The organism is Streptomyces bobili, assembly GCF_002154575.1.
Taxonomy (GTDB): Bacteria; Actinomycetota; Actinomycetes; order Streptomycetales; family Streptomycetaceae; genus Streptomyces; species Streptomyces bobili.
In genome coordinates, this window is record NZ_MUBA01000147.1 from 6366 (window position 1) to 27333 (window position 20968).

General features: G+C 74.3%; 9 protein-coding genes. All 9 read left to right on the plus strand.

All coding sequences use genetic code 11. The annotated features are described in order from the left end of the window. The first annotated feature begins 21 nt into the window (after positions 1 to 21). Positions 22 to 1026, plus strand: a complete 1005-nt coding sequence (gene sbnA, locus BZL64_RS13055) for a 2,3-diaminopropionate biosynthesis protein SbnA (protein WP_086769276.1) — start codon at positions 22 to 24, stop codon at positions 1024 to 1026. Further along, positions 1023 to 8912, plus strand: coding sequence for a non-ribosomal peptide synthetase (locus tag BZL64_RS13060; RefSeq protein ID WP_086769278.1), 7890 nt, complete (start codon positions 1023 to 1025; stop codon positions 8910 to 8912). The genes sbnA and BZL64_RS13060 overlap by 4 nt, the downstream gene beginning before the upstream one ends. Then, the gene (locus BZL64_RS13065) at positions 8909 to 15901 is read left to right on the plus strand and encodes an amino acid adenylation domain-containing protein (protein WP_158101527.1); all 6993 of its coding nucleotides are present in this window, start codon (positions 8909 to 8911) and stop codon (positions 15899 to 15901) included. Before BZL64_RS13060 ends, BZL64_RS13065 begins: the two co-directional genes overlap by 4 nt. A gap of 101 nt (positions 15902 to 16002) precedes the next feature. Then, a complete protein-coding gene (locus BZL64_RS13070; RefSeq protein ID WP_086769282.1) occupies positions 16003 to 16206 on the plus strand; it encodes an MbtH family protein in 204 nt (67 codons plus the stop codon). A gap of 89 nt (positions 16207 to 16295) precedes the next feature. Then, positions 16296 to 16550, plus strand: a complete 255-nt coding sequence (locus BZL64_RS13075) for an acyl carrier protein (protein WP_086769284.1) — start codon at positions 16296 to 16298, stop codon at positions 16548 to 16550. Continuing rightward, complete coding sequence (locus tag BZL64_RS13080) at positions 16547 to 17767, plus strand: beta-ketoacyl-[acyl-carrier-protein] synthase family protein (RefSeq protein WP_086769286.1); 1221 nt, start codon at positions 16547 to 16549, stop codon at positions 17765 to 17767. The genes BZL64_RS13075 and BZL64_RS13080 overlap by 4 nt, the downstream gene beginning before the upstream one ends. A 2-nt stretch (positions 17768 to 17769) precedes the next feature. Next, a complete protein-coding gene (locus BZL64_RS13085) occupies positions 17770 to 18888 on the plus strand; it encodes a beta-ketoacyl synthase N-terminal-like domain-containing protein (protein WP_086769288.1) in 1119 nt (372 codons plus the stop codon). A gap of 119 nt (positions 18889 to 19007) precedes the next feature. After that, the gene (gene fabG, locus BZL64_RS13090; RefSeq protein ID WP_086769292.1) at positions 19008 to 19727 is read left to right on the plus strand and encodes a 3-oxoacyl-ACP reductase FabG; all 720 of its coding nucleotides are present in this window, start codon (positions 19008 to 19010) and stop codon (positions 19725 to 19727) included. A 53-nt stretch (positions 19728 to 19780) separates the two neighbouring features. Further along, a complete protein-coding gene (locus BZL64_RS13095) occupies positions 19781 to 20896 on the plus strand; it encodes a class I SAM-dependent methyltransferase (protein WP_086769290.1) in 1116 nt (371 codons plus the stop codon). The last annotated feature ends 72 nt before the right edge of the window (positions 20897 to 20968 follow it).

Here is a 20968-nt window from a genome sequence, read left to right on the forward strand (position 1 = left end):
AGACGGGGGAGGTAGGGCACGGTGCCCATCATCGGTACCCCGCAGGAGTTCCACGAGGAAGACCTCTTCGTAGACCTGCGGCAGTTGTACGGATGGCCGCTCTATCTGAAGTGCGAGGCCTTCAACTTCGCCGGCTCGGTGAAGCTCAAGGCAGCCGCTTCCATGATCGACGCGGCCGAGCGCAGCGGCACGCTGGGACCGGACTCCGTTCTGGTGGAGTCCTCGTCGGGCAATCTGGGCCTGGCGCTCAGCATGATCGCCGCGGCCAAGGGATATCGCTTCATCTGCGTCGTCGACGCCCGCACGAACCTGACGACCCGCCAGGCCATCGAGTCGCTCGGCGGTGAGGTGCACGTCATCACCGAGGCCTCCGGCCCGGGTGGGTTCCTGGGCGCCCGGCTGGACCACGTACGGGCCCTGTGCTCCGGGGACGAGCGGGTGCTCTGGCTCAACCAGCACGCCAACGCCAACAACTGGATGGCGCACTACCGCACCACCGCTCCCGCCATCGAGAAGCAGTTCCCCGGACTCGACCTGCTCTTCGTCGGTGCCGGCACCACCGGCACGCTGATGGGCTGCGCCCGCTACTTCAAGGACCGCCCCGGCTCACAGGTGACGATCGTGGGAGTCGACAGCGTCGGCTCGGTCACCTTCGGCGGGCCGCCGGGCGCCCGCATGATCCCCGGCCTGGGCGCCGGCGTACGGCCGGCCCTCTTCGACGAGTCCTACGTCGACGACATGGTGCTCGTGCCGGAGATCGACACCATCCGCACCTGCCACCAGCTGGCACGCAGCGGATTCCTCTTCGGCGGCTCGACCGGCACGGTCGTCAACGGCGCGGTGCGCTGGCTCGCCGAGCACCGGCCGGGGGAGGACGTCACCGCCGTGGCCATCTCCCCCGACCTCGGTGATCGCTACCTGGACACGATCTACCAGAGCAACTGGGTCCAGGACATCTACGGCCTCGACGAGTTCGGCCTGGGGACCGGGCCGACCCCCGCCACTTCTGGAGTGAATCAACGATGAGCGAGTCGTTCAGCCTCGAACTGCCGCTCTCGCTCGCGCAGCGGGAGATGTGGTACGCCCAGCAGCTCGACCCCGGCAACCCGGTCTTCACCATGGCCGACCACCTGGACCTGCACGGACCCCTGGACCCGGCCCGCTTCGCGGCGGCCTGGCACGGCCTGCTCGCCGAGACCGACGCCCTGCGCGCGGTGTTCACCGAGCGGGACGGCGAAGCCGTGCAGTCGATCCGGGAGTTCACCTGGGAGGTCCGCGAGGGCACCCTGGACCGGGCCGACCCCGCCGACCCCACCGCCCCGCTGACCACGCCCGGCGTCGCGGTGCGCGACCTGCGCGCCGAGGCCGACCCGGACGCCGTCTCGCGCCGCATGATGGCCGAGGACCTGGCGCTGCCGTCCTCGCTGGCCGACGGCGCCGTACGGTGGCAGCTGCACCGGATCGCCGACGACCACCACCGCTTCTACGTGTCGGCCAACCACATCCTGCTGGACGGCTTCAGCCGCGCCCCGTTCTACCGGCGGTTCGCGGAGCTGTACGCCGGCACGGCCGACGGCGAGCCGCTGCCGCCGCTGCGGGTCCTCGTCGACGACGAGCAGGCCTATCTCGACTCCGCGAAGCACGAACGGGACGCCCGCTTCTGGGCCGGCCGGTTCGCGGACACCCCCGAGCCGACCCGGCTCTCCCCGCGCCGCCCGCTACGGGCACGGCACACGCTGAGGTGGACTTCCCCCGTTCCCGCAGCGACCGTGACCCGGCTGGAGCGGGTCGCCTGGGAGGGCCGGGTCACCCTTCCCGCCGCGCTGGTCGCGGCCACCGCCTCCTACCTGGCCCGGGTCACCGGCGGCAGCCGGGTGCTGCTGACGCTGCCCGTGCCGGCCAGGACCACGCCGACGGCCCGCACGGTCCCCGGCATGCGCGCCAACTTCCTGCCGCTGCCGCTGGACGTCACCCCCGCGCTGACCCGCGACGGCCTGCTGGAACTCACCGCCGCCGCACTGCGCACCACCCTGCGCCACCAGGGCTACCGCGGCGACCGGCTGCGCCGCGAGCTGGGTCTCGCCGGGGACGCGGAACTGTCGTACGGGCCGACCGTCAACGTGCTGGAGTCGGGAGCCGATCTGGTCTTCGGCGAGTGCACCGGCCGGCTGCACAACCTGTCCACCGGGCCCGTGCCGGCACTCCAGCTCATCTACCTGGACGCGCCCGACGGCCGCTGGACGCTGCGCCTCGACGCCAATCCGGGCCTGTTCACCGACGAGGAACTCGCCGCGCACGGCGAGCGGCTGCTCGGCCACCTGGAGAGCTTCGCGCTCGCCCCGGCCGCGCTGCCGCTGGGCCGGCTCGACGTCACGCTGCCCGCCGAGCGGCAGCTCGTCCTGGAGGACTGGAACGCCACCGTCCGCACCGGCGGCTTCACCGACGTGGTGGAGCGGGTGCGCGAGCTGGCCGCCGCGAACCCGGACGCGATCGCCGTGGACGACGGCACCGTACGGCTGACGTACGCCGGACTGTGCGCGCGGGCCGACGAGGTGAGCCAGCGGCTGGCCGGGGCCGGGGTGACCACCGGGTCGCTGGTGGCGCTGGCCGCCGATCCCGGGACGCAGTTCGTCGCCGCCGTCCTCGGGGTGCTCGCCACGGGCGCCGCCTGGATCCCGCTCGACGTACACGCGCCTGTCGCCCGCGGGGCCGCCCTGCTCGCCGACAGCGGCGCAGACGCCCTGCTGTTCAGCCCCGCCCGCGAGGGCTACGCCCATCAGCTCCTCGCGGCCGGCGCCCACTGGCCCAAGATCGTGGAACTCCACGACGTACGGGACGTCCGCGAGGGAGGAGAGCGCGGCGACGCTCCGACGGCTGCCGTACCGGCCGCGGGCGCGGGCGACGACCTGGCCTACGTGATCTTCACGTCCGGTTCCACCGGCCGCCCCAAGGGCGCCATGGTGCACCGGGCCGGCATGGTCAACCACCTGCTCGCCAAGGTGGAGGACCTCGCGCTGACGCCCGACGACATCCTGGTGCACAACGCGCCCGTCACCTTCGACATCTCCGTGTGGCAGATGCTCGCCGCGCTGGTGGCCGGCGGTCGTACCCGGGTCGTGCCGCGCGCGCTGGCCACCGACCCGCAGGGCCTGTTCGCGCTGGTCGACGAGGAGGCCATCACCGTCCTGGAGGTCGTGCCCTCGCTGCTGCGGGCGGCCGTCGACGACTGGGACAGCGGCGCCGCCCGCCCCCGGCTGGGCTCCCTGCGCCAACTCGTCGTCACCGGCGAGGCGCTGCCCGCCGACCTGTGCCGCCGCTGGTTCGCGCTCTTCCCCGACGTGCCGCTGGTCAACGCCTACGGCCCGACCGAGGCCTCCGACGACGTCACCCACGCCTTCATCCGCTCCGAGGCCGACCTCGGCGACGTCCACACCCCGATCGGCTCCGCGATCCGTAACACCCGCCTGTACGTCCTCGGCGACGGCCTGCGCCCCGTGCCCGTGGGCGCGCCCGGCGAGCTGTACGTCGGCGGGGTCGGCGTGGGCCGCGGCTACCTGGACGACTCGCGCCGCACCTCGGCCGTGTTCGTCGCCGACCCGTTCGCGCCGGAGCCGGGTGCCCGCATGTACCGCACCGGCGACCGCGTACGGCACCGCACGGACGGCCGCCTGGAGTTCCTGGAGCGCGTCGACCACCAGGTCAAGATCCGCGGTCACCGCATCGAACTCGGCGAGGTCGAGGCCGCGTTGCGCGGCGTCACCGGTGTCACCGACGCGGCCGTCGACGTCGCCGTGGACAGCGCGGGATCGACCCGGCTGGCCGCGTTCGTCACCGGCGACGTCGACGTCGCCGAGGTGAAGGCAGAACTGTCCACCACCCTGCCCGACTACATGGTCCCGGCCGCCTTCGTGGTCCTGGACCGGCTGCCGCTCACCGCCAACGGCAAGGTCGACCGCAAGGCGCTGCCCGCGCCCGACCTCACCGCCGCGCAGACAGGACGCCGCCCCCGCACCCCGCAGGAGCAGGTGCTGTGCGCGGTGTTCGCGGAGGTCCTCGGCGTCGAACAGATCGGCATCGACGACGACTTCTTCGAGTTCGGCGGCCACTCGCTGCTCGCGACCCGTGCGATCAGCCGGATCCGGGTGCTGCTCGGCGCCGAACTCGCCGTCCGGGTCCTCTTCGAGGCCCCCACCGTCGCCGCACTCGCCGGACACCTCACCGAAGCCGGGGACGGAGCCGGGGCCGCGCGCCCCGCCGTCACCGCACAGGAGCGGCCCGCCGAACTGCCGCTGTCCTTCGCCCAGCAGCGCCTGTGGTTCCTGGACCGGCTCGACGCGGACGCGGCCGTCGGCTACCACCTGCCGCGCGCCGTACGGCTGACCGGCCCCCTCGACCACGAGGCGCTCGCCGCGGCCCTCGGGGACGTCGTCGACCACCACGAGTCGCTGCGCACCGTCTTCCCCGAACGGGGCGGCCGGGCCGTCCAGGTCGTCCTGCCCGCCCGGAACAGCCCCTTCGGCCTCCCCGTCACCGAGGTCGCCGCCGGTGACCTCGACGCGGTCCTCGCCGAACGGGCCGTACGCCCCTTCGACCTCGCCGCCGACCTGCCGCTGCGCGCCGAACTCTTCACCCTCGCGGACCAGGAGCACGTGCTGCTGGTGGTGCTGCACCACATCGCCGGCGACGGCTGGTCGGTGCTGCCGCTCGCCGAGGACCTGCGCACCGCGTACACGGCACGCGCCGCGGGCCACGCCCCCGGCTGGGCGCCGCTCGACGTGCAGTACGCCGACTACACGCTGTGGCAGCGCGAGCTGCTCGGCGACAGCGCCGACCCCGGCTCGCTCGCCGCCCGCCAGCTCGACTTCTGGCGCGCCGAACTCGCGGGGACACCCGACGAACTGGAGCTGCCGGCCGACTTCCCGCGCCCCGCCCTGCCCGGTCACCGCGGCGGCCAGATCGCCTTCCGCCTCGACCGGGAGCTGCACGAGGCGGTCACCGCGCTCGCCCGCGCCACCGGCGCCAGCGTCTTCATGGTGCTCCAGGCCGCGCTCGCCGCCCTGCTGCGCAAGCTCGGCGCCGGCACCGACATCCCGCTCGGCACCCCCGTCGCGGGCCGCACCGACGCGGCCCTGGAACGGCAGGTCGGATTCTTCGTGAACACGCTGGTGCTGCGCACCGACGTGTCCGGCGACCCCACCTTCCGCGAGCTGATCGGCCGCGCCCGCACCACCGACCTGGCCGCCTACGCCCACCAGGACGTGCCCTTCGAATGGCTCGTCGAGGCCCTCAACCCCGAGCGCTCACTGGCCCGCCAGCCCCTCTTCCAGGTGCTCCTGGCGCTCCAGAACAACACGGCGACCGACCTCGCCCTGCCCGGCACCCGTGCCGAGACGACCGCCATCCCCACCGGCACCGCCCGCTTCGACCTGGCCTTCGAACTCACCGAGGAGCAGGACGGCCAAGGCCGCCCCGACGGCATCGCGGGTCTGCTGGAGTACAGCGCCGACCTGTTCACCCACGAGAGCGCCGAGTCGGTCGCCGCCCGCCTGGTGACCTTCCTGCACGCCCTCACCGAGCGGCCGGACACCGCGCTCAGCGGCTTCGACGCCCTGCTGCCCGCCGAGCGGGAGCGGCTGTTCGGCGAGTGGAACGGCTCCGCGGTCCCGGCACCCGAACCCACCACCATCGCCCGCCTGTTCGCCGTCCGCGCCGCCACCGACCCGCACCGCCCGGCCCTCGCGCTGCCCGACGGCACCACCGTGTCCTACGGCGACCTCGCCGACCGGGCACACCGCCTCGCGCACCTGCTGGTGGAACGGGGTGTGCGTCCCGGCCAGGTCGTGGCGCTGATGGCGGACCGCTCGGCGGACACCGTCACCGCGGTCCTCGCGGTGCTGGCCGCCGGAGCCGCCTACCTGCCCATCGACCCGGCCTACCCGGACGAGCGGATCGCGTACGTCCTCGACGACGCCCGCCCCGCCGCCGTACTGACCACGGCCGCCGTCGCCGGCCGGGTCCCCGCGAGCGCCCCCGAGCCGCTCGTGCTGGACGCCGGCACCACCCTCGCCGACCTCGCGGCGCGGCCGACCCGCGCCCCCGAGCACGGTCCGATGCCCGGCGACCCGGCGTACGTCATCTACACCTCCGGCTCCACCGGCCGCCCCAAGGGCGTCGTCGTCGGGCACGCCTCGGCGACCGCGCTGACCGCGCAGGCCGCACGGTTCGGGGTGCGCGAAGGGACCCGGCTGCTCCAGTTCGCCTCGCTCAGCTTCGACGCCGCGGCCTGGGAGATGCTGACCGCCCTGGTCACCGGCGCCGTCCTGGTCCTGGCCACGGAGGACCAGCGGGCGCCCGGCGACCCGCTCGCCGCGTACCTCACCGACGCCGGCATCGACGTCGTATGCCTGCCGCCCGCCGTGCTCGCGGCATGGCCGGAGGACCGGCCGGTGCCGTCCGGGATCACCGTGATCACGGCGGGGGAGGCCTGCCCGCCCGCCCTGGTGGAGAAGTGGGCCGCGCACACCACCCTGCTCAACGCCTACGGCCCGACGGAGACGACGGTCTGCGCGACCGTCAGCGACCCGCTCGTGCCCGGCGGCAGGCCGCCCATCGGCACCCCGCTGGCCGGCACGGTCGTGCACGTCCTCGACGACGACCTGCGGCCCGTCCCGGCCGGCGTCACCGGCGAGCTGTACGTCGGCGGCGCGAGCCTCGCGCACGGCTACCTCGGCCGCCCCGACCTGACCGCCCAGCGGTTCGTCACCGACCCGTACGGCCCGTACGGGGCCCGCATGTACCGCACCGGCGACCTCGTGCGCCGCCGCGCCGACGGCACCCTCGACTACGTGGGCCGCGCCGACGACCAGGTCAAACTGCGCGGCTTCCGCATCGAACTCGCCGAGGTGGAGGCCGCGTTGGCCGCCCACCCGCAGGTGGACCGGGCCGCGGTCGTGGTCCGCGAGGACCGCCCCGGCGACAAACGCCTCGTCGCCTACGTCGTCCCGGCGGCCGGCCCGGCAGCACCCCCGGCGACCCTGCGCAGCCATGTGGCCGGGCGACTGCCCGACTACATGGTCCCGGCCGCCGTCGTCACCCTGGACGGCCTGCCGCTCACCACCAACGGCAAGCTCGACCGGCGCGCCCTGCCCGCCCCCGACTACACCGACGCCACCCGCGGCCGGGCCCCCGTCAACGAACAGGAAAGGGCGCTGTGCGCGGTCTTCGCCGAGGTGCTCGGCCTCGACGAGGTCGGCGCCGACGCCGGGTTCTTCGACCTGGGCGGCGACTCCATCAGCTCCATCCAGCTCGTCGGCCGGGCCCGCGCGGCAGGCCTGCTGCTCACCGCGCAGGACGTCTTCCTGCACCGCACGCCCGCCGGGCTCGCCGTGGTCGCCCGCCCGGTGGAGGAGCAGGTCGTACGCGGCACCGACGACGGCATCGGCACCTTCGCGCCCACACCGATCATGCGCTGGCTGCACGCCCTCGACGGCCCCTACGACGCCTTCCGCCAGGCCGTCGCCGTCCGCACCCCGGCCGGCGCCACCCGCGCCAGCCTCGCCACCGCCCTGCAGACGGTGATCGACCACCACGACGCCCTGCGGATGACGCTCCTCGACGAGGACGGCACCTGGACGCCGAAGGTGCGCGAACCGGGAGCGGTCAACGCGCCCTGGCTGCTGGCCCGCGAGAACGTGGCCCGGCTGGACGGCCCCGCCCTCGCGGACGCCGTACGGCGGGCCGCGTCGGCCGACGCCGCACGCCTCGACCCGCGGGAGGGCACCATGCTCCGCGCGACCTGGCTCGACGCGGGCGCCGACCGCCCCGGCCGGCTCGTCCTGACCCTGCACCACCTGGTCTGCGACGGCGTCTCCTGGCGCATCCTCCTGGACGACCTGGCCCGCGCCCACGAGGCGGCCGTGGCGGGCGTTCCGGCCGAACTGGAGCCGGTCGGCACCTCCGTACGCCACTGGGCCGGACTCCTCGCCGAGGAGGCCGCCTCCGAACAGCGGGCAGCTGAGGGCGAGTTGTGGCAGCGGACGCTGGCCACCCCCGACCCGGCGCTCGGCGGACGGCCCCTCGACCCGGCGCGCGACACCCACGCCACCGCCCGCACCCTGCGCCACACCCTGGACACCGGGACGACCCGCGCGGTCCTCACCGAGGTGCCCGCCGCCTTCCACGCCGAGATCAACGACGTCCTGGTCACCGCCTACGCGCTGGCCGTCGCCGACTGGCGGCGCCGCACCCGCGACGACGCGGCGGCCGTGCTGATCGAGATGGAGGGCCACGGCCGCGAGGAGATCGCCGACGGCATCGACCTCGGCCGCACGGTCGGCTGGTTCACCACCACCTACCCGCTGCGCGTCGACCTCGGCGCCCCGGACTGGGCGGAGGTGTGGGCCGGCGGGCCCTCGGCGGGACGCGTCCTCAAGCAGGTCAAGGAACAGCTGCGGGCCGTGCCCGACCACGGCCTCGGCTTCGGCGTGCTGCACCGGATCGCCGCCCTGCCCGGCCTGGAGCACACCCCGCAGCTCGGCTTCAACTACCTGGGCCGGCTGCCCGCCCCGCGCGACGCGGACTGGGCGACCACCGAGGAGTCCCCGCTCATCGCGGCGGGCGCCGACCCCGGGCTCGCGCTGCCGCACACGCTCGGCCTCAACGCCCTCACCGAGGACGGACCGGACGGGCCGCGCCTGACCGCCGTATGGACCTGGCCGGGCGAGCTGCTCGACGAGGCGGACGCCGCCGACGTCGCCGAGGGCTGGTTCCGGGCGCTGCGCGCGCTCGTCGCCCACGCACAGAACCCCGACGCGGGCGGCCACACGCCCAGCGACGTGGACCTGATCGCCCTGAGCCAGGACGAACTGGACGCATTCGAGAACGAGATGGACGACTGGGGGGCCTCCCTGTGACACGCGGAAGATCCAACCTGAGCGACGTCCTGCCGCTCACCCCGCTCCAGGAAGGCCTGCTCTTCCACGCGGTCTCCGGGCGGCGGGAGCGGGACGTCTACACCGTGCAGCTGGTCCTGGACCTGTCCGGGCCGCTGGACGGGGCGCGCCTGAAGGCCGCCGCCGAGCGGTTCCTCGACCGCCACCCGCACCTGAAGGCGGGCTTCCGCTACCGCGACAACGGCGACCCCGTCCAGCTCGTACCGCGCACGATCGCCCTGCCCTGGCAGGAGGACCACGCCGACGACGCGGACCGGATCGGGAAGCTGACCGACGAGGACCGCCTGCGGCCCTTCGACATGGCCCGCCCGCCGCTGCTCCGGTTCCGCCTGATCCGCACCGGCGAGACGTCGTACCGCTTCGTCCTGACAGCCCACCAGATCCTCTTCGACGGCTGGTCGATGCCCGTCATCATCAGCGAACTGTTCACCCTGTACGGCGACCCGGCGGCCCCGCTGCCGCCCGTCACCCCGTACAAGACCTACCTCGCCCATCTCGCCCGGCAGGACGACGCCGGCGCCGAGGCCGCCTGGCGGGAGGCGCTGGACGGGCTCACCGAGGCCACCCTCGTCGCACCCGGCGGCACGGACGGCTCCCGGCTGCCCGACCACCACGTCCTCGACCTCCCGGCCGGTTTCACCGCCGGCCTCACCGCCTGGGCGAAGGAACGCGGACTCACCCTCAACACCGTCGTGCAGGGCGCCTGGGCGACCGTCCTGGGCACCCTCACCGGGCGCGCCGACATCGTCTTCGGCTCCACGGTCTCCGGCCGCCCGCCGGAGCTGCCCGGCGTCGAGTCGATGGTCGGCCTGTTCATCAACACCGTCCCGGTGCGGGTGACGCTGGACCCGTACGCCACGTTCCCCGAGATCCTCGGCCGGCTCCAGGAGCGGCAGGCCGCGCTCCTGCCCCACCAGCACCTGGGCGCCGCCCGCATCCAGCGGGCGGTGGGCCTGGGCGAGCTGTACGACACCGTGCTCGTCTTCGAGAACTACCCGCTGGACCCGGCCGCCCTGCGCGACCCGGTCCCCGGCCTCGCCGTCACCGGCCTGGAGGCCAAGGACGCCACGCACTACCCGCTGAGCCTCATGGCGATCCCCGGCGACCGGCTGAAGCTGACGGTGTCCTACGACCCCGGCAGGTACACCGCCGCCGACGCGGCCGACGTGGTGGCCCGCCTGGAGAAGGTGCTGCGGTCGGCGCTCACCGAACCGGAGACGCCGTCCGGCCGGATCGGCACGCTGCTGCCGGGCGAGGACGTGCTCGACCTGCCCGTGCCGTCCGGCGGGGACACCTTCACGGACGTCGTCGCCCGGCTGCGCGAGCTGTCCGCCGCCCGGCCCGACGCCGAGGCCGTCACCGACGACCACGGCCGCCTCACCTACGCCGGCCTGGCCGGACGCGCAGGGGGTATCGCCGCCCACCTCACCGGCGCGGGCGTCGGCCCCGGCTCCCTGGTGGGCGTCCTCGCCGCCCCCGGACAGGACTTCGTCGCCGCCGTCCTCGGCACCCTCGCCGCCGGCGCCGCCTGGGTCCCCCTCGACATCCACGCCCCGACGGCCCGCAGCGCCTCCCTGGTCGAGGACGCGGGCGTACGGCACCTGCTCGTCGACGCGGCGCACGAGGGCGCGGCCCGCGAGGTGCTGGCCGCCACCGGGACGGACCTGCCCGTCACCCCCGTCGCCGCCCTGCCCTCCGCGCCCCTGCCGGAGGCGCCCGGCGGACCGCTCGACCTGGCCTACGTCATCTTCACCTCCGGCTCCACCGGGCGGCCCAAGGGCGCCATGGTGCACCGGGACGGCATGGTCAACCACCTCCTCGCCAAGGCGGAGGACCTCGGCCTCGACGAGGACACCGTGCTCGTGCACAACGCGCCGGTGACCTTCGACATCTCCGTGTGGCAGATGCTGGCCGCCTTGGTGAGCGGAGGCCGGCTGCGGGTCGTGGGACGGTCCACGGCCGCCGACCCGCAGGCCCTGTTCGGGCTCGCGGACACCGAGGCGGTCACCGTCCTGGAGGTCGTCCCCTCGCTGCTGCGGGCCGCGCTCGACGCCTGGGACGCGGGCGCCCGCCCGCCCGTCCTCGCCTCGCTGCGCCAGCTGGTCGTCACCGGCGAGGCCCTGCCCGCCGACCTGTGCCGCCGCTGGCTCGCCCGCTTCCCCGCCATCCCCCTGGTCAACGCCTACGGCCCCACCGAATGCTCCGACGACGTCACCCACGCCCTCATCACCGACGCCACCGGCCTCGGCGACGTACGGGCGCCCATCGGGCGGGCCGTGCGCGAGACCGGCCTGTACGTCCTCGACGACGCCCTGCGTCCGGTGCCCGCCGGAGTGCCGGGGGAGCTGTACGTCGGCGGACGCGGGGTCGGGCGCGGCTACCTGGACGACGCCGGCCGCACCGGGGCGGTGTTCGTGGCCGACCCGTTCGCCGGGACGCCCGGCGCCCGCATGTACCGCACCGGCGACTGGGTGATCCGCCATGCGGACGGCCGGCTGGAGTTCCTGGAGCGGCGCGACCACCAGGTGAAGGTGCGCGGCCACCGCGTCGAACTGGGCGAGATCGAGGCCGTCCTGCGGACCCTGCCCGGGGTCGCGGACGCCGTGGTCACCGTCTTCGGCGAGACCGGCACCGCCCGCCTCGCCGCCCACCTCGCCGGCACGGCCGACCCCGCGCGCGTGAAGCGGGAACTGGCCGCGCTGCTGCCCGAGTACATGGTTCCGGCCGCGTTCGTCATCCTGCCCGCGCTGCCGCTGACCTCGAACGGCAAGGTGGACCGCAAGGCGCTGCCCGCCCCCGACCTCGCCGGGGTCGCCGGCCGTGAGCCGCGCACCCCGCAGGAGGCCGCGCTCTGCCAGGCCTTCGCCGACGTCCTCGGCGTCGAACGGGTCGGCGCCGACGACGACTTCTTCGACCTGGGCGGCCACTCCCTGCTCGCGACCCGCCTGATCAGCCGCGTCCGCGCGCTGCTCGGCGCGGAACTGCCGATGGCGCTGGTCTTCGAGGAGCCCACCCCGGCCCGCCTCGCCGCCAGCCTCCGCACGGCCGGGGCGGCCCGCCCGGCTCTCGCCCCGGCCGTACGGCCTACGAGGCCGCCGCTGTCGTACGCCCAGCGGCGGATGTGGGTGCTCAACCGGCTGGAGGGGACGGCCGGTGCCTACCACCTGCCGTGGACGCTGCGGCTCACCGGGCCGCTGGACCGGAAGGTCCTCCAGGCGGCCCTGAACGACGTGGTCGCCCGGCACGAGGCGCTGCGCACCGTCTTCCCCGAGGCGGACGGCGAGCCCTACCAGCGGGTGCTGGAAACGGCCGAGGTGCCGCTCGCCGCCGTCGGCGACCTCGGGGAGTTCGTCGCCCGCGGCTTCGACCTGGCCACCGAACTCCCTTTGCGGGCCGGTCTGTCGACGGTCGGGGACGAGGAGCACCTGCTCGCCGTCGTCATCCACCACATCGCCGCCGACGGCTGGTCCAACGCCGTCCTCGCCCGCGACCTCGGCACCGCCTACCGGGCCCGGCTCGACGGCACGGCGCCCCGGTTCACGCCGCTGCCCGTGCAGTACCCGGACTACGCGCTGTGGCAGCGGGACCTGCTCGGCGACGAGGACGACCCGGGCAGCCTCGCGGCCGAGCAGCTCGGCTTCTGGCGCAAGGCCCTGGACGGGCTGCCGGACGAACTCCAGCTGCCCGCCGACCGGCCCCGGCCCGCGGTCGCCTCCTACCGGGGCGCCACCGTCGGCTTCACCGTCCCCGCCGCGACCCACCGCCGGGCCGCCGCCCTCGCCGCCCGCTCGGGCGCCAGCCTCTTCATGGTCCTCCAGGCGGCCCTCGCCGCCCTCTACGCCAAACTGGGCGCCGGCCAGGACGTGCCGCTCGGCACCCCGGTCGCCGGCCGCACCGACGAGGCCCTGGACGACCTGGTCGGCTTCTTCGTCAACACCCTCGTCCTGCGCACCGACGTCTCCGGCGACCCCACCTTCACCGACCTCGTCGACCGCGTCCGCACCACCGACCTCGCCGCGTACGCCCACCAGGACGTGCCCTTCGAGAAGCTCGTCGAGGCCCTCGCCCCGACCCGCTCCCTCGCCCGCCACCCCCTCTTCCAGACCCTGCTCGCCCTGCACAACAACACCCGGCCCGACCTCGAACTCCCCGGCCTGCACGTCGAGTTCGGTGCGGCGGCAACCGGCGGCGCCCGCTTCGACCTCGCCTTCGACCTCGCCGAGGAACAGGACACCGCGGGCGCGCCCGCCGGGCTCGCCGGACGGCTGGAGTTCAGCGCCGACCTCTTCACCGAGGACACCGCCCGACGCCTCGCCGACCGGTTCGCCCACCTCCTCGACGCCCTGACCACCGACCCCGGCCGGCCCCTCAGCACCGTCCCGGCCCTGCTGCCCGGCGAACGCGAGACCCTCCTGACGGAGTGGAACCGGACCCCCGCCCACTCCTACGACGGCCCGCCGCACCGCTGGTTCGCCCAGCGCGCCGCCGCCCACCCCGACCGCACCGCCCTCGTCACCGACGACCGCACCCTCACCTACCGCGAGCTGGACGAAGAGGCCGAACACCTGGCCCGCGCGCTGCGCGCCCGGGGCGCCGGACCCGGCAGCCTGGTCGCCGTCGCGCTGCGCCGCTCGGCCGAACTGGCCGTGGCCGTCCTCGCCGTCCACAAGGCAGGCGCCGCCTACCTGCCCATCGACCCGGCCTACCCCGCCGAACGCATCGGGTACGTCGTCGGGGACGCGGGACCCGTCCTCGCCCTCACCACCACCGACGTGGCCGGCGGCCTGCCCGCCCTGGACGCCGTACCGCGGCTCCTCCTGGACGAACCCGTCCCGGACGCACCCGCCTTCACCGGCGACCCGGCACCCGCCGACGCCGCCTACACCATCTACACCTCCGGCTCCACCGGCCGCCCCAAGGGCGTGGTGATCTCCTTCGCGGCCTTCGCCAACTTCCTCGCCGACCTGCGCGCCCGCCTGGAACTGGGGGAGGAGGACCGGTTCGTCGCGGTCACGACCTTCGGCTTCGACATCGCCAACCTGGAACTGTTCGGACCGCTGATCTCCGGCGCCCGCCTGGTCCTTGCCGCGCACGACACCGTCCGTGACCCGGACGCCCTCGCCGCCCTGCTGACCGGCTCCGGCGCCACCGTCATGCAGGCCACACCCACCCTGTGGCACGCCCTGGTCACCGAGCACCCGCGGGCCCTCGCGGGCCTGCACGCGCTGACCGGCGGCGAGGCCATCAGCCCCGCCCTCGCCGCCCGGCTGGCCGCCGCCACCCGGAAGCTGACCAACCTGTACGGCCCGACGGAGACCACCATCTGGTCCACCGCCACCGAACTCGACGGCACCGGCACCCCGTCCATCGGCCGCCCCCTCGGCGGCAACCGCACCTACGTCCTCGGCCCCGACCTGCACCCCGTGCCCACCGGCGCCACCGGCGAGCTGTACATCGGGGGCATCGGCCTGGCCCGCGGCTACCACGGCCGTCCGGGTCTCACCGCCGAACGCTTCGTCGCCGACCCGTACGGCGCGTCCGGTGCCCGCATGTACCGCACCGGCGACCTCGTACGGCAGCGGCCGGACGGCACGATCGACTACCTCGGCCGGGTCGACCACCAGGTCAAGATCCGCGGCTTCCGCATCGAACTCGGCGAGATCGAGGCCGCGTTGGCCGGCCACCCGGACGTCGAACAGTCGGCGGTGGTGGTCCACGAGGACCGGCTCACCGGATACGTCGTCACCGCGAGCGGCACCGAACCGGCCGACCTGCGCTCCCAGGTGGCCCGCCGGCTGCCCGACTACATGATCCCGGCCGCCCTGGTCGTCCTGGACACCCTCCCGCTCACCCCCAACGGCAAGGTGGACCGCGCGCGGCTGCCCGCGCCCGCCGCACCGGCCCCGGCCGGTGGCCGCCCACCGGCCGGCCCGCGCGAGGAACTGCTGTGCCGCCTCTTCGCCGAGACCCTCGGGACGGGAGTGGAACAGGTGGGCGCCGACGACGACTTCTTCGCCCTCGGCGGGGACTCCATCCGCTCCATCCGGCTGGTGGGCCGGGCGAAGCGGGCAGGGGTCCGGTTCACACCGGCGGACGTGTTCGTGCACCGCACGGCGGCGGCGCTGGCCGCGCTGGACGCGCCGGAGGTGCCGGACGGGCCTGACGCGCCGGACGCCGTGGCTCTTGGCGGTGCTGTGGCCGCATCGGAGACCTCGGGGGACGCCGCCTTCGCGCCCGTGCTGGCGATCCGCCCGCACGGGAGCCGTCCGCCCCTGTTCTGCGTGCACGGCGGGGTCGGCCTCGGCTGGCCCTTCCTGGCCCTGGCCGCCCACCTCCCGGACACGCCCGTCCACGCCTTCCAGGCGGGCGGGATCCAGGACGACACCCCGCAGCCGGAATCCGTTTCCGAAATGGCCGCACAATATGTCGAAAGAATGGTGGAGATTCAGCCGGACGGCCCGTATTATATTCTCGGCTGGTCGTTCGGCGGACTGGTCGCCCACGAAATGGCCTGCCAGCTCGTGGAATCCGGTGAAGAGGTCGCCCTGCTGGCGAACCTCGACGGATTCCCGGCAGACGTGGGCGAGGCGTCGGGAGCGTCGCCGGACGAGGTTCCCGACGACGCCCTCCTGAGCGGCGAACTGCGTGCCAGGCTCGGTGCCGCCGGCGACGCGCTGGCGGAGCTGACCGACGACCAGTACGCCCGCCTACTGCGGGTCATCCGGGCGCTCGACACACTCGCCGACACCCACCGGCCCCGCCTCCACCAGGGCGACCTGCACTTCTTCGCGGCGACGCGAGGAGACACGCACGCCACCGGCGAATCCGTCTGGGCCCCCCACACCGCCGGCCGGATCGTCCGCCACGAGGTGGACGCCGACCACGACGGAATGCTGGACGCCGCCCCCGCGGCGGCCGTGGCCCGCGTGCTGACCGACCTCATGGAATGACATCCGAAGTAATCGGATGTGAATTCTGGAGGATTCCATGAAATGCCCGCGCGGGATAAGTGCGCCCGCGTCCTTGGAAAGAGAAGGGACACGTCACGGTAATGGGAAATCCGTTTGACGACGAGACCGGGACATTCCATGTGCTGGTCAACGAGGAAGGCCAGCACTGCCTGTGGCCGGCGTTCGCGCAGATACCCGACGGCTGGAAGGCCGTCCTGACCGACACCGGCCGGGCCGAGGCCCTCGACCACATCGAGCGGAACTGGACCGACCTGCGGCCCAGGAGCCTCGCCGAGGCGAGCTGACCGGACCGCACCACCCCACACCGCGCACCCCCACACCGCGCACCACCGCACCAAGCACCACCACACCACCCAGGAAAGGAACCGACACCATGAGTGCCATCACCATCGACGAGACCGTCGAGGCCCAGGTGAGAGCGATCGTCGCCGACGCCCTCGAACTGGAGGAGGAGCTGACCTCGACCGGCCTGTTCGTCGACGAGTACGGCGCCGACTCCCTCGCCGCGATCGAGCTGCTGTCCACGCTGGAGAAGACGTTCGGCGTGACGATCGAGCAGGACGAACTGCCCAAGATGGTCAACCTCGAGGCCGTCCTCGAGGTGCTGTCCCGGGCCGCGGCGCGATGACCGCCCGGCGTGTGGTGCTGACCGGGATCGGGGTCCTGTCCAGCATCGGCAACGGCGTCACCGAGTTCACCCGGGGCCTGCGCGAGGGCCGGTGCGGGGCGGGTCCCATCACCCGCTTCGACAGCACCGGATTCCGCAGGCAGCTCGCCCACGAGGTGCACGACTTCACCCCGTCCGCATGGGTCCGCCACACGCCGGCCGAACAGCTCGGCCGCGCCACGCAGTTCTCCGTCGCCGCCGCCCGCATGGCGGTGAGCGACGCCGGGCTCGACCCGGCGGACCTGCGGGGCGGGCCGGGACTGGTCACCGTCGGCACCACCGACGGCGAGGCCGACGCCCTCGACCGGCTCGTCGAGGCCCAGGCGAACGGCACCGAACCCGCCGGGCTCGACCCGGTCGGCGTCGGGCGGCTCGCCGCCCACCGGCTGGCCCTCGCCGTCGTCAAGGAACTGCGGCTGCCCCGCGCGGTGCCCTCCGTGCTCGGCACCGCCTGCGCGGCCGGCAACTACGCCGTCGGCGACGGCTACGACGCCGTACGCTCCGGCGAGGCCGAGTGGGCGCTCGTCGGCGGGGCGGACGCCCTGACCCGGCGGACCTTCGCCGGGTTCCACCGGCTCGGCCTGGTCGCCTCCGACCGCTGCCGGCCCTTCGACGCCGACCGCGAGGGACTGCTCACCGCCGAGGGTGCGGGCATCCTCCTCCTGGAGAGCCTCGACTCGGCCCGCGCCCGCGGCGCCCGCGTCTACGCCGAACTCCTCGGCTACGGCCTCAACTGCGACGCCCACCACCCCACCGCGCCCAACATGGACAGCGTCGCCCAGGTCATGCGGCTCGCGCTGGCCGACGCGGGCGTCAAGCCCGAGGAGGTCGACCTCGTCTCGGCCCACGGCACCGGCACCCCCACCAACGACGTCACCGAGATCCGGGCCGTCCGCCAGGTGTTCGGGGACCGCCCGCCGCGCACCGTCGCCCTGAAGTCGATGCTCGGCCACTCCATGGGCGCCGCCAGCGCCCTCGGGGCAGCGGCCTCGGCGCTCGCGCTGACCCACGGCTTCATCCCGCCGACCGTCAACCACCGCTCCACCGACCCCGAATGCCCCGTCGACTGCGTGCCCAACCACGCCGTCGAAGCCGACCTCAGGGTCGTCGTCAACAACGGCCTGGCGTTCGGCGGCAACAACGCCGCCGTCGTCCTCGGCAGACACGAGGAGACCTGATCATGACGACCGTCGCGGTCCCCACGGACCGCCACTTCATCACCGCCTGGTCGGCCGTCTCGCCCTACGGCGTGACGAGCGCCGACTACGCGCGGGGCATCCTGACGGAGGACTCCGGCGCAGGCCGGGCCGTCCCCGTCCCCGAAGGCCACGCGGCCCAAGCGGCCTGCCTGGTGCCCGGATTCGAGGTGCGCGAGGTGCTCGGCCGGGCCGGCACCCGCACCATGGACCGGGCCACCGGCCTCGCCGTCACCGCCGTACGGGAACTCTTCGACGAGGCCTCCCGCGAAGAGCGGCCGGTCCCGGTCGGCACCGGCACCGCGCTGGTCCTCGGCACCACCCTCGGCAGCGCGCAGAGCCAGCACGACTTCGCCATGGCCTCCTTCACCGGCCAAAAGCCGTACGACGTGCCGGCCCAGTTCATGCCGAACGTGCTGATGAACTGCCCCGCCGCCGCCAGCGCCATCCGGTTCGGCCTCCAGGGGCCCAACACCACCCTGGCCGGCGGCCGGCCCACCGGGCTCATCGCCCTCGGCTACGCCCGCCGCCTCCTCGCGGCGGGCCGCGCCGAACGGGTCCTCGTCGGCGCCGTCGAGGAGTACTCGCCGTCCCGCTCCTGGATCGAGCACCACACCCGGGGCGCCGACGAGAGCGCCGGACCGCTCGGGGAGGGCTGCGCGCTCCTCCTGGTCGAGCCGGGCAATGGCATACCGGCCGGTCGCACCGCTCTGGCCGAACTCCTCGCCGTGGACATCCGCGTGGACGTCGACGACGAACTCGCCAGCACGGCCGAGTCGTCCGTCCGCGACGCCCTCGCCGCCGCCGGCGTCGAGCCGTCCGAGGTGTGGGCGGCCGTCGGCGGCGGACTCACCGGACGCGTCGGACACGTCGAAACCGCCCTGCTGCGGCGGCTGTTCGGCGCCGAAGCCGCCACCCGCGTCGACGTCCACGACCGCATCGGCGACACCGCGGGCGCCTCCGCCGCCTTCCAGCTCGCCGCACTCCTCGCCACCGCCCGGCGCAGGCCCGAGGCCCACGGCAGACCGGCCGTGATCACCTCCGTCGACCGCGACGGCTCGGTCGCCTGCGCGGTCGTACGGCTCCTCGGGGAGGCGCCGTGAGCACGGAGAACACGGCGAGCACGGAGAACGCCGGCGCGGGGAGCCGTGCCGGGGCGGATGCCCGCAGCGCTGCCGGGACCGCCGCGGGGAGTGGCGCCGGGAACGCCGTCGGGACCGCACTGATCAGCGGAGGCTCGCGCGGCATCGGGCGGGCCACCGCCCTGCGGCTCGCCCAGGACGGGTACGACATCAGCTTCGCCTACCGCTCCGACGAGGAGGCCGCGAGCAGCCTCTGCAAGGAACTGGACGAACTCGGCGTGCGCCGGCTCGCTCAGCGGCTCGACGTCGTCGACGCCCGCGCCGTACGCGACTGGGTCGCCCGCACCGAGAACGAGCTGGGGCCCGTCGCCGTCGCCGTCGCCTCCGCCGGCATCACCCGCGACCGCCCCCTCCTGCTCATGTCCGACCAGGACTGGCAGGACGTCATCGACACCAACCTCGACGGCACCGCCCACCTCTGCCGGGCCGCCCTCTTCCCCATGGTCAAACGGAGGTCCGGCGTCATCATCACCCTGTCCAGCGTCTCCGGCGCCGGCAACCCCGGACAGGGCAACTACTCGGCGTCCAAGGCCGGAATCATCGGCCTGACCTGCGCCCTCGCCAAGGAAGCCGCCCGCTTCGGCATCCGCGTCAACGCCGTCGCCCCCGGCATGATCGAAACCGACATGACCGCCGGGGCCTTCACCGAGGAACAGCGCGCCCGCACCCTCGCCGCCGTACCGCTCGGCCGCTTCGGCAGCGCCGAGGAAGTCGCCGAATCCATCGCCTTCCTCGCCTCCGACAAGGCCTCGTACATCACCGGCGCCGTGCTCCGGATCGACGGCGGGATCGTCGTGTGACCGCCCGCTCCACCGACCTCACCCCACCACCCCAGACCGGGAGTAGACCTGCCATGACCGCGCCCGTCGATCTCACGCCCAAGGCCACCGCCAACCACACCCCGCTCGTCGACACCAGCCTGCTGCCCGCCGACGACGACGGCGCCCGCGCCACCCACCGCGTCTACGAGCACCTCATCGGCATGTGGGCGCCCGGGGTCATCGAAGCCGCCCAGGACCTCGGCGTCTTCGCCACCCTCACCGACGGCCCCGCCACCGCGGCCGGCCTCGCCGAGACCCTCGGCACCGACCTGCGCGCCACCCGCGTCCTCCTCGACGGACTGCACGCCTACGACATCGTCGGACGTGAACGCGGCGGCGACGGCCAGGCCGTCTACACCCTGCCCGCCTCCCTGCGCGGAGTGTTCGCCCCCGACGGGCTCTACAGCCTCGCCGGAAAGATCACCCACGACCGCAACGTCGCCTGGCAGGCCTGGCGGCACCTCGCCGACAACGTCCGCGGCGGGGCCCGCGGCGAGCACGGCGGACAGCAGGTCAACCAGATATCCGAGGAGGACTACACCTCCCTCGCCCGCGGCATCAACTTCTGGGCCCCGCCCGTCGTCTCCGTCCTCGCCGACGCGCTGCGCGAGCGCGGCTGGGGCGACGACACCGAGGCCGTCCTCCTCGACGTCGGCTGCGGCACCGGCATCTACAGCCACCTGCTGCTCCAGGCGTTCCCGCAGCTCACCGCACGCGGACTGGACGCCCCCCGGATCACCGCCATCGCCGCCGAGCAGGCGGAGCGGCTGGGCGTCAGCGAGCGGTTCTCGCCGCTCACGGCGGACTTCTGGAACGACGACTGGGGCAACGGGACGGACCTCGCGCTGTTCGTCAACATCTTCCACCTCCAGACGCCGGAGTCGGCGCACGAGCTGCTGCTGAAGACGGCGAAGGGGCTCGGCGAAGGCGGGCTCATCGCGATCGTCGACCACATCGTCGACGAGGAGGCCGGCTCCGGGAACGTGCAGAACAGGTTCTTCCGGTTGTTCGCGGCGTCGATGCTGGCGACGGGCGGCGGGGACGCGTACACCGTCCACGACTACGACCAGTGGCTGGCGGACGCGGGTCTGCGGCGGGTCGCTCTCCTGGACACGCCGATGCACCGGGTGCTGCTGGCGGGGCGCTAGCCCACGGGTGGTGAGAGGGGGTCACGGGGCTTCGCCCCGGACCCCCTCTCACCCGACCTGCTCCACCCACCC